10 protein-coding genes are annotated in these 10,219 nt (G+C 58.5%); 6 read left to right on the top strand and 4 right to left on the bottom strand.

Translation table 11 applies throughout. From position 1 onward, the window contains the following. Nucleotides 1-539: YhgN family NAAT transporter (locus tag Q7O77_RS09750; RefSeq protein ID WP_304166363.1), on the bottom strand; the 539-nt coding region annotated here is incomplete at its 3' end. A 201-nt stretch (nucleotides 540-740) separates the two neighbouring features. Between Q7O77_RS09750 and asd the strand changes: the two genes are divergently transcribed. After that, on the top strand, nucleotides 741-1,844 hold the full coding sequence (gene asd / locus Q7O77_RS09745) for an aspartate-semialdehyde dehydrogenase (protein WP_304166360.1): 1,104 nt from the start codon (nucleotides 741-743) through the stop codon (nucleotides 1,842-1,844). A 129-nt stretch (nucleotides 1,845-1,973) separates the two neighbouring features. Here the strand turns inward: asd and glpD are convergent, their stop codons facing one another. Then, on the bottom strand, nucleotides 1,974-3,527 hold the full coding sequence (glpD, locus tag Q7O77_RS09740) for a glycerol-3-phosphate dehydrogenase (protein ID WP_304166356.1): 1,554 nt from the start codon (nucleotides 3,525-3,527) through the stop codon (nucleotides 1,974-1,976). A gap of 229 nt (nucleotides 3,528-3,756) precedes the next feature. Between glpD and glpE the strand changes: the two genes are divergently transcribed. The 4 genes from glpE to malQ all read left to right on the top strand — a co-directional run bounded on the left by glpE (nucleotide 3,757) and on the right by malQ (nucleotide 8,514). After that, nucleotides 3,757-4,077 carry a thiosulfate sulfurtransferase GlpE gene (gene glpE / locus Q7O77_RS09735; protein WP_304166366.1) on the top strand — a complete coding sequence of 107 codons (321 nt, stop codon included), beginning with the start codon at nucleotides 3,757-3,759 and terminating at the stop codon, nucleotides 4,075-4,077. A 90-nt stretch (nucleotides 4,078-4,167) separates the two neighbouring features. Beyond that, a complete protein-coding gene (gene glpG, locus Q7O77_RS09730; protein ID WP_304166353.1) occupies nucleotides 4,168-5,004 on the top strand; it encodes a rhomboid family intramembrane serine protease GlpG in 837 nt (278 codons plus the stop codon). 3 nt (nucleotides 5,005-5,007) lie between these two features. Continuing rightward, nucleotides 5,008-5,766 (top strand): DeoR/GlpR family transcriptional regulator, encoded by a 759-nt coding sequence (locus Q7O77_RS09725; protein WP_304166351.1) that lies wholly within the window; start codon nucleotides 5,008-5,010, stop codon nucleotides 5,764-5,766. Nucleotides 5,767-6,408: 642 nt separating this feature from the next. Next, nucleotides 6,409-8,514 carry a 4-alpha-glucanotransferase gene (malQ, locus tag Q7O77_RS09720; RefSeq protein ID WP_304166348.1) on the top strand — a complete coding sequence of 702 codons (2,106 nt, stop codon included), beginning with the start codon at nucleotides 6,409-6,411 and terminating at the stop codon, nucleotides 8,512-8,514. 51 nt (nucleotides 8,515-8,565) lie between these two features. Here the strand turns inward: malQ and nfuA are convergent, their stop codons facing one another. Both nfuA and gntX read right to left on the bottom strand, forming a co-directional pair. Beyond that, on the bottom strand, nucleotides 8,566-9,141 hold the full coding sequence (gene nfuA / locus Q7O77_RS09715; RefSeq protein WP_085652852.1) for a Fe-S biogenesis protein NfuA: 576 nt from the start codon (nucleotides 9,139-9,141) through the stop codon (nucleotides 8,566-8,568). A gap of 59 nt (nucleotides 9,142-9,200) precedes the next feature. Further along, the gene (gene gntX, locus Q7O77_RS09710; protein ID WP_304166343.1) at nucleotides 9,201-9,905 is read right to left on the bottom strand and encodes a DNA utilization protein GntX; all 705 of its coding nucleotides are present in this window, start codon (nucleotides 9,903-9,905) and stop codon (nucleotides 9,201-9,203) included. Nucleotides 9,906-9,974: 69 nt separating this feature from the next. Between gntX and Q7O77_RS09705 the strand changes: the two genes are divergently transcribed. After that, nucleotides 9,975-10,219 (top strand): alpha/beta fold hydrolase (locus Q7O77_RS09705; RefSeq protein WP_304166340.1); only part of this gene is annotated, 245 nt, incomplete at its 3' end.

Genomic DNA, 10,219 nt, shown 5'->3' with positions numbered 1-10,219 from the left:
ACCAGCACCAGCCCCATCAGTTTTTCCAACGCGCTGACCCCTCGGTCTCCCAGCAGGCGCAGGAACAGGTTAGACATCAGCAGAATCATGAAAGAGATGCCCCAGGCGATAAACAGAGCCAGGGTCAGATGAGCTAGCTTCTGCGGATACTGGTGAGAAAGCAGCATCAGCGCCGCCAATATCGACGGACCGGCGACCAGAGGGATTGCCAGCGGCACCAAAAAGGGTTCATCGCTTTCCGGCAGGCCGTTGGACTCATTTTTCGGCGAAGGGAATATCATGCGAATGGCAATCAGGAACAGGATAATCCCGCCGGAGATCGACACGGTCTCAGTACGCAGGTTCAGCACCGCCAGAATTTTCTCTCCCGCGAACAGAAAAATCAGCATCACGCCCAGCGCAATCACCATTTCCCGGATCAACACGACGCGACGACGCTTGGCGGGCAGGGGTTTCAGTACCGACATAAAAATCGGCATGTTTCCCAGCGGATCCATGATGAGCAGCAGTAGAACGGTGGCTGAGATCATTTCGGTCATGTGGCGGTTGACTCCTGTCGTCATGAGGCGCGAATTGACGCGCGGTTATTAGCTGTGCTGCTTAAAAAGCCCACGAGATTGAATAAATTAACTTGCGACTTTACGTACATTTTGTAAGGTTGAAGGCCATCACTTTAAACAATGTTACTGCCAGAAACGGCAGCCAGACTTCTTTTGTCACCCCCAAGCAGGACAGCAAACATGAAAAATGTTGGTTTTATTGGCTGGCGCGGAATGGTCGGTTCGGTACTCATGCAACGCATGGTAGAAGAACGCGATTTCGATGCTATCCGCCCGATTTTCTTTTCCACTTCCCAGCACGGTCAGCCGGCTCCAACGTTCGGCGGGCAGCAGGGCGTATTGCAGGATGCCTACGACCTGGAGGCGCTGCGGGCGCTGGATATTATCATCACCTGTCAGGGCGGCGATTATACCAACGAAGTCTATGCGAAGCTGCGTGAAAGTGGCTGGCAGGGATACTGGATTGATGCCGCGTCTACGCTGCGCATGAGCGATGACGCCATTATTATTCTGGACCCGGTCAACCATGCGGTGATTCAGCAGGGCCTGAATGACGGCATCAAAACGTTTGTCGGCGGTAACTGCACGGTCAGCCTGATGCTGATGTCTCTGGGCGGCTTGTTTGCAAATGATCTGGTGGATTGGGTGTCCGTATCGACCTATCAGGCGGCGTCCGGCGGCGGTGCTCGCCACATGCGCGAACTGCTGGTGCAGATGGGCATGCTGAATGCCGAAGTGGCGAAAGAGCTGCAGAGCCCGGCCTCCGCCATTCTGGATATTGAACGCAAAGTGACCGCGCTAACGCGTAGCGGCACGCTGCCGACCGACAATTTCGGCGTCCCGTTGGCGGGCAGCCTGATCCCGTGGATCGACAAACAGCTGGATAACGGCCAGAGCCGTGAAGAATGGAAAGGTCAGGCGGAAACCAACAAGATTCTGGCGACCCGCGATGCGATTCCCGTTGACGGTCTGTGCGTTCGCGTCGGCGCGCTGCGCTGTCACAGCCAGTCATTCACCATCAAGCTGAAAAAAGACGTGGCGGTGCCGGAAATCGAACAGCTGCTGGCTAGCCACAACGATTGGGTGAAAGTGGTGCCGAACGACCGCGAGCTGAGCATGCGTGAACTGACGCCTGCCGCCGTGACCGGTACGCTGTCCACGCCGGTAGGTCGTCTGCGTAAGCTGAATATGGGACCGGAATACCTGTCAGCCTTCACCGTCGGCGATCAGCTGCTGTGGGGCGCGGCGGAACCGCTGCGTCGTATGTTGCGTATCCTGCTCTAAATAGAATCGCCCCACCGCGCAGGCTGCGTGGCTGGGGCGTTTTTCCTTCCTGCTTTTTCCTGCTTCACCACCGTTTCCTGTACCGCACTTGCGTTTTCACGGGGTTCTGTAGCGAGCTATGCCGATACGCTAATGACTTTGAGGTCCGGCGGTCATGGCATGCCGTGACGGGATCGCGTCCTCCGCATGCTGCTGCGAGCGCTGGCGTCGGTCGTGATCCAGCCAGGCGCTGACGCGCTGCTGCTGATTGTCATCCAGCCACATGCCGAGCTTGGTTCTGCGCCACAGCGCATCTTCTGCCGAGACGACCCACTCATGTTCAACCAGATAGCGTAATTCGGCTTCGTAAAGCATATGCCCGAAGTGTTCACCCAGTTCGCCGACACTGCGCGCATCGCCCAAAAGCTGTTCGCTCTGGCTGCCATAAGTACGGCTGTAACGTCTGGCGAGGGATTCCGGCAGGTTATAACGCTGACGCAGGCGGGAAGCGTACTCATCGCGAGAGCCCTGAATGTCGCCGCCCGGCAACGTCGCCTGCTGCGTCCAGGCTTTACCGGCCTGCGGATAGTATTTTGCCAGCTTGTCCAGCGCGTGTTCCGCCAGTTTTCGGTATGTGGTGAGCTTGCCGCCGAAGACGGAGAGCAGCGGAGCTCGCCCGTGGTCGTCGTCGATCGCCAGCGTGTAATCGCGCGTGATGGCCTGCGGCGAATCGGACTCGTCGTCGCATAGCGGTCGCACGCCGGAGTAGCTCCAGACGATGTCCTCGCGGGTCAGCGGTTTCTTGAAGTAGCGGTTATAGATGTCCAGCAGATAGTCGACTTCGTCGTCATTAATACTCACATGACGCGGATCGCCGTGGTACTCCATATCGGTGGTGCCGATGATGGAGAATTCATCCATCCAGGGAATGACGAAAACGATACGGTGATCCTGATTTTGCAGAATGTAGGCCTGCGGCTCGTCATGGACTTTCGGCACCACGATATGGCTGCCTTTAATCAGCCGGATACCGTAGGGCGAGGGCAGAGACAGCCCTTCGTCGAAGAAGCTTCGGACCCACGGTCCCGCCGCGTTCACCAGCCCTTTCGCCTGCCAGCTGTGCGTTTCGCCGGTCAGCGCATCTTCCGCTTCGACATGCCACAAGCCGTCGACCCGATGCGCGCGCGTGACTTTGGTGCGGGTGCGTACGATGCCGCCGTGGCGCTCCACTTCCTGCGCGTTCAGCACCACCAGCCGGGCATCGTCGACCCAGCAGTCGGAATATTCGAAACCGCGCGTCATCTCCGGTTTCAGGGCCGACTCGGGGCCAAAGCGCAGGCCGCGGCTGGCCGGGAGGCTGACGCGTTTACCGAGATGGTCATACATAAACAGCCCCGCGCGGATCATCCACGCCGGACGCAAGTGGGGTTCATGGGGCAGACGAAAGCGCATGGGCGATATAATATGCGGCGCCATTTTCAGCAGGACTTCGCGTTCGGATAGCGCCTCGCCAACCAGTCGGAATTCGTAATGTTCCAGATAGCGCAGGCCGCCATGAATCAGCTTGGAGCTGGCGGAAGAGGTGGCGCAAGCCAGATCCTGCGCTTCTAACAGCAGTACTGACAGGCCCCGGCCTGCCGCATCTGCAGCAATACCCGCGCCGTTAATTCCCCCGCCGATCACGATCAGGTCTTTGGTTTCCACATTCCCCTCCGCCGTATCCCGCATAAAATGTTCGTTTTCGCTCACGATGATAATCGCAAACAAACATCCATGCCAAGGTTTAACCAAATAAAAACATTTATACGTGACTCAGTTAACAATAATGGGTCCATAGTGAGAGAAATACAGGCTTGCTGCCGGCTTTTGTGGGGCCATGCGAAGGGAGTGAGATACAATAGACACAATTTGATAACAAAGGGGGCGGAGAATGATGGAGCAGTTTGAGGCGATTGATGTAGAGCAGGCTTATCAGCGCAGGCAGTCAGGGGCCGTTATGGTCGATATTCGCGACCCGCAAAGTTTCGCGGCCGCGCACGTGCCGGGCGCGGTCCATCTGACCAATGACACGCTGAATGCCTTTGTTGAGAGCGCGGATTTCGAACAGCCGGTGATGGTGTTGTGCTATCACGGCATCAGCAGTCGCAACGCCGCTCAGTACCTGCTTAGCCTCGGATTTTCTTCGGTGTACAGCGTAGACGGTGGTTTTGAGGCCTGGCAACGACGCTTTCCGGAGGAAACGTCAGCAGGCTGATAGGGATTCGTTGGGGATGGCGCTGATTTTCCCGTGCTAAATGTTTTAGAATCAAGCTCATTGAACGATATAGCGAGAAGCGTAACCACCATGATCCGGATTATCGCCTTACCCAACCCGCGCCAGGCTCAGGCGTTCGTGGATTACATGCGCACACAGCACATTCGGCTGGCGATACGCGTCAACGACGGCGAGTATGAGCTATGGCTGCAGGATGATAGCGAGCTGGCGCGGGTGGACAAAGAGCTGGAACGTTTCATGGATGAACCCTGGCACGCGCGTTATCAGGCGGCCAGCTGGCAAAGCGGCTCGACCCGCACGGGACTGCGCTACCCCTCTTTCTCCTTTGCCAACGAACTCCGTCAGCGCGCGGGGCCACTGACGCTGGCGGTTCTGGTGGTCACCGTCGCGGTCTATCTGCTGATGCAGTTCTACGGCGTCGAACACATGATGGTGCTGCTGTCCTATCCGGATAGCGGGCAGGAGATGCAGCTGTGGCGCTGGTTCAGCCATATTCTGCTGCATTTTTCGCTGCTGCATATTTTGTTTAACCTGATGTGGTGGTGGTATCTCGGCGGGCCGGTAGAAAAAACGCTGGGGACTCGCAAGCTGTTCGTGATCCTGCTGCTGTCTGCGGCGCTGAGCGGCTGGGTGCAGTCGTGGTTCAGCGGTGTCTATTTCGGCGGTCTTTCCGGCGTGGTCTATGCCCTGATGGGCTATGTCTGGCTGCGGGGAGAGCGTCAACCTGACGGACCGCTGCATCTACCGCGGGGCCTGATGGTGTTCTCTGTCCTGTGGCTGGTCGCGGGCTATTTCGATGTATTCGGCATGTCCATCGCCAATGGCGCGCACGTTGCGGGGTTGGTGGTGGGGCTGCTGATGGCATGGTGGGATACCGGGCGTCGCGCGCCGACAGGGAGAGGATAAATCATGAAGCAAACGCAGCGACATGAGGCCATTATCGAGCTGGTGCGCCAGCAGGGCTACGTCAGTACCGAAGCGCTGGTGGCACATTTTGCCGTCAGCCCGCAGACCATACGTCGCGATCTCAACGATCTGGCCGAACGGAATCAAATTCATCGTCACCACGGCGGCGCCGCGCTGCCTTCCAGTTCCGTCAACGCCGAGTATCACGACCGCAAAATGATGTGGTCGGATGAAAAAGCCCGTATCGCTCGTCAGGTGGCGAGCCAAATCCCGGACGGCGCTACGCTGTTTATTGATATCGGCACCACGCCGGAAGCGGTCGCGCATGCGTTGATGAATCACAAGGGACTGCGCGTGGTCACCAATAATCTTAACGTGGCGACCCTATTAAAAGGCAAAGAAGATTTCCGCCTGATCCTGGCCGGTGGCGAAGTGCGTAGCCGCGACGGCGGCATCATCGGCGAAGCGACGCTGGACTTCATTTCCCAATTCCGCCTCGACTACGGCATTCTGGGGATTAGCGGCATCGATATGGATGGCTCCCTGCTGGAGTTCGACTACCACGAGGTGCGCACCAAACGTGCGATTATCGACAATTCCCGCTGCGTCATGCTGGTCACCGACCACTCCAAATTCGGCCGTAACGCGATGGTGAATCTCGGCAATATGGATTTGATCGATTATTTGTTTACCGATCGGCTGCCACCCGCGGGCGTGCTGAAAATTATCGAACAGTCCAAAGTGCAGCTGTCGTTGTGCTGACGCGAAAGCGTGGGTTTCTCCTCTGTTTTCATGCCGCTATGCGCGGAGATTGGAACATTAACGCTTACCGGCGGCGGTGATATAACGCGTTGATCTTGCTACATCTATCAGCGGTAATTGCACGATGATTATCGGCTAGATATAGTTCCGCTATACCCTGCTTGGATGCAGGCGTTCGATTAGGCTGCCATCTACCGCCGGTAACGTGATGCAGGCAACGTCTACATCAGTCACTCTCACCGGCGACCATCCGGATATTGGCTCGACAGACTCCGTCGTGGCCTTCGCGTTATCGCGCATTCTGCGGCGATCCGAAGGCACTGTGAAACGACGGTATCGCCCACTGAATCGCTCTCAGCCGCAGACTGAAGGAGTATGATCGCTACGCGTCTGATGAGGGCGGAGCGAATGGCTTGACCCCGGAAATCGCTGGCTGACCGGGCATTCTCCCGGAGAGCTATCGACAGTCCCGCTCTTTTTTACAGTCATACACAGCCGAGTGGACTCGCTGTACCGTAACCGGATGCGCGACTGTTCTGCCGCCAGGTGAATCGCGCTCTCTTTTATGGGGATGTTCATGCCGATCGGACTCATGATGATCAAAACGTATGGGGCAGATGCGTTGTTAAGGAAGCAATAAACATGGCGTTAGAGGCTAATAAAACGATACCCCGGCGAATCTCCATCGCCGAGACCTACGTTGACGACACCGGTCGCCACCAAAAAATCGACAGGTCGACACAAGCGAAACTGCTGAGTTTGCTGAGCGCAGAGGGGATCAATGACCAGCCGATTCCGCCAGTGAAGGTGTGGCGCGAGGGTGAACCTGTGACGATCTGGGTGCAGGGCAACGGCCGCTATCGCTGGACGTTCCACTACGAGCAAGGCGGACTGATTGAAGGCGAGATCGCCGGGGGGACATTCCTGACGCTGCCCGAGCCTTTGCCTCAGGGGTATCATCGTCTGACGCTGGAGCAGGACGATCGGCGATGGCGCTGTCAGGCGATTGTCGCGCCGGTGTGTTGCTATGAACCGGAGGCGCTGTCGCAGGGAAAACGCTGGTGGGGCGTCTCCGTACAGCTGTATACCCTGCGTTCTCAGCATAACTGGGGCATCGGTGATTTCGGCGATTTGAAAACGCTGCTTGAAGAGGTGGCGCGGCGCGGCGGCGCGTTCGTCGGGCTTAACCCGCTGCATGCGCTCTCTCCCTCCGAACCGGATAACGTCAATCCTTATAGCCCCTCGTCGCGCTACGGGATTAACACCATCTATATCGACGTCAATCACGTGGATGATTTCCTCCAGAGCGAAGAGGCGCAGCGGTGGTGGCGAAGCGACGAGACTCAGCGTCGCTTGTCCGCCGTCCGCGGCAGCCGCTGGGTAGACTATCGAGCGGTCACCACGTTGAAGCTGGACGCTTTGCGTCTGTCATTCCAGCACTTCAACCTGCGCAGCGTGCTCGATCCGCGTCAGCTCGCTTTCCAGCATTTTATCTCTCGCGGCGGCGACAGGTTGCGGCAGCAGGCCACTTACGAGGCGTTATACGCCTGGCTCGAACGTCACGGCGAGACATTCAGCGACTGGAGCCAATGGCCGGAACGCTATCAGGATGCGCAGGGAGAAAGCGTGGTGAGCTTTCGCGAGTCTCACGCTGAAGAGATCATGTTCTATTGCTGGCTGCAGTGGCTGGCCCATGAACAGCTGGCCGCCTGTTACGATCACAGCAAGCAGCTGGGGATGCCGCTGGGGCTTTATCGCGAAGTAGCGGAAGGCGTGGCGTGCCGCAGCGCCGATAGCTGGCAGGAGCGTCCCTTATTTTGCCTCGACGCCAGTATCGGCGCCGTGCCGCAAACGCGGATGCCGCAGGGACAAAGCGAGCCGCTGGCGCCGGTCAATCCGGTTCAGCTACAGCGCTACGGCTACCAGCCTTTCATCGAGATGATCCGCAGCAATATGGCGCATACCAGCGCGGTGTGCCTCCATCATGTGGCGTCGCTGATGCGCGAGTGGTGGATTCCGCAGGAGCGCGCATCGGAAGACGGCGGCTTTATCTATTACCCCGTGGACGATCTGCTGGCGATTCTGGCGCTGGAGAGCCAACGTCATCGCTGTATGGTGATGGGCGATGAACAGGGCGTTTTGCCCGAAGGTATGGTCAGCAAACTGCGCGATAGCCGCATCTACTCCTGTCGAGTCCTGTTCTTCGAACGCAACCAGCAGGGAGAATTCTACGCGCCGCAGGATTATCCGCCGCGCTCGATGGCGACCGTGACCACGCACGATTTACCGACGCTGCGGGGCTACTGGCAAAGTATTGACCTGATGTTGGCGCACGAGCTTGGACTGTGTTCCGGCGACGTGCTGTTGAGCCGCCGACTCAAGGCGCGTGAACAGGCGAAACAGGCGCTGCTGGACGCGCTGCATCATCACGGTCATCTGCCTCAGCGCGTGGGACGCAATGCGACGTTGACCACGATGAGCGCCCAGCTGAATCGCGGCATACAGCGCTACCTGGCGGAAAGCGCCAGCGGCCTGCTGGGACTGCGACTGGAGGAGTGGCTGGATATGGCGACGCCGGTCTGCGTACCGGGCGGCGAAAAGCAGTACCCCAACTGGCGGCGCAAGCTGAGTCGGTCGCTGGATTCCATCTTCGGGGATAGCTATCTGGAACGGCTGGTACGGGATATCGATCTGCGGCGAAATGGACCGCTGCCGAGCAGGAACGGCGGCGCGCCAGCCGGGAGGTGAGCGAGGCGATTGCCGACCCGTTCGGGGTCGGCAGCCTGAAGCGCGGTGAAATCAGTAGTAAGAGTGTTCGCCGGGCTGATGCTCGGTGAGATCGCGCACGCCAGCCAGTTCCGGGAACTTCTGCAGCAGCTCTTTTTCGATCCCTTCTTTCAGCGTGTAATCGACCATAGAACAGCCGTTGCAACCGCCGCCGAACTGCAAAATGGCAAAGCCGTCGTCGGTGATTTCCATCAGTGAAACCTGTCCGCCGTGGCCTGCCAGCTGCGGGTTAATCTGCGACTGTAAGACGTATTCCACGCGTTCGACCAGCGGGGCATCGTCGTCCACTTTGCGCATCTTGGCGTTAGGCGCTTTCAGCGTGAGCTGGGAGCCCAGCTGATCGGTGACGAAATCGATCTCGGCATCTTCCAGGTAAGGGGCGCTGAGCTCGTCGACGTAGGCCGACAGCTTCTCAAACTTCAGCTCGGTATCGTTCGGCTCAACGGCATCGGGCGGGCAGTAAGAAACACCGCACTCAGCACTCGGGGTGCCGGGATTGATGACGAAAACACGGATCTGGGTGCCTTCCTCTTGCTTTGCCAGCAGTTTGACAAAATGCTCCTGAGCACTGTCGGTAATAAGGATCATAATATTAACTCAATAGTTGACTACGCCAGTTGGTTATAATACGCCCATCCCGCCGGTGACTACAAGGTTCGGCACAGACACCAGACCTGGATGTGCGCCGCGCCCTGCCTCATGAGTACCCGACCGATCTCCGCCATCGTACTGCCTGTGGTTACCACATCATCCAGCACAACGACCCGTTTCCCCGCTAACGGCAGCGTACAGCAAAATGCCCCGCGTAAATTGCGGCGGCGGGCTGTGGCGGTCAATAGCCTCTGCGGCGGGGTGGCACGGGTGCGGGTCAGGCCGTCCGCCTCGTAGCGACAGCGCAGCCAGCGTGCCAGCGGCGCGGCCAAGAGCGCCGTTTGATTATAGCCTCTGCGCCACTGCCGTCCCCGATGCAGCGGTACGGTCAACAGCAGGTCAGGCCGGGGGAACCGGGGTTGCGGCGCGCTCAGCGCCGACTGCCGATAGCGCTCGCGCCAGCACAGCCACAGCAGGCGCGCCAGCGCGGGGGCGAGATCTCCGTGACCATAAAATTTCAGCTGTTTGATCAACGCATCCAATGGCGGCCGATAATCGGAGACGAACAGAAGGGCATGCCAGGGCGGCGGATGTTGCAGACAGCGCCCGCAGGGGAGCGATGCCGAGGCCGCGGGCAGACCGCAGCGCGGACAGCAGCAGGGCGGTGGTGGAAGACGACGCAGGCAGTGACTGCATATCCCATGATGACTATCATACAGCGGCTGCCGGCAAAGCCGGCACTGCGCCAAAAAGGTGAACATCCTGTTTCCCCTCATGATGAACGGCGACGCGACATCATTTTTTTACGTTGAGAAGAAGGACAATAACGCATGGCTACGTTGCATTGGCAGACGGAAGGCGAAGGCGAACAAGACATTGTGCTGCTGCACGGATGGGGACTGAATGCTCAGGTCTGGAACAGCATTATTCCGCGACTGGCGCCGCATTTTCGCCTGCACCGCGCCGACCTGCCAGGCTATGGACAAAGTCAGGGCTTTGGGCCGATGCCGTTGGCGGAGATGGCCGCCGAGGTGCTGAAAAGCGCGCCCGAGAAAGCCATCTGGCTGGGCTGGTC

Origin of the sequence: Lonsdalea britannica (genome assembly GCF_946477055.1) — a bacterium.
Classification (GTDB): domain Bacteria; phylum Pseudomonadota; class Gammaproteobacteria; order Enterobacterales; family Enterobacteriaceae; genus Lonsdalea; species Lonsdalea britannica_A.
Note: the sequence above shows the minus strand (reverse complement) of the source record. Positions and strands in the feature narration are given on the sequence as shown.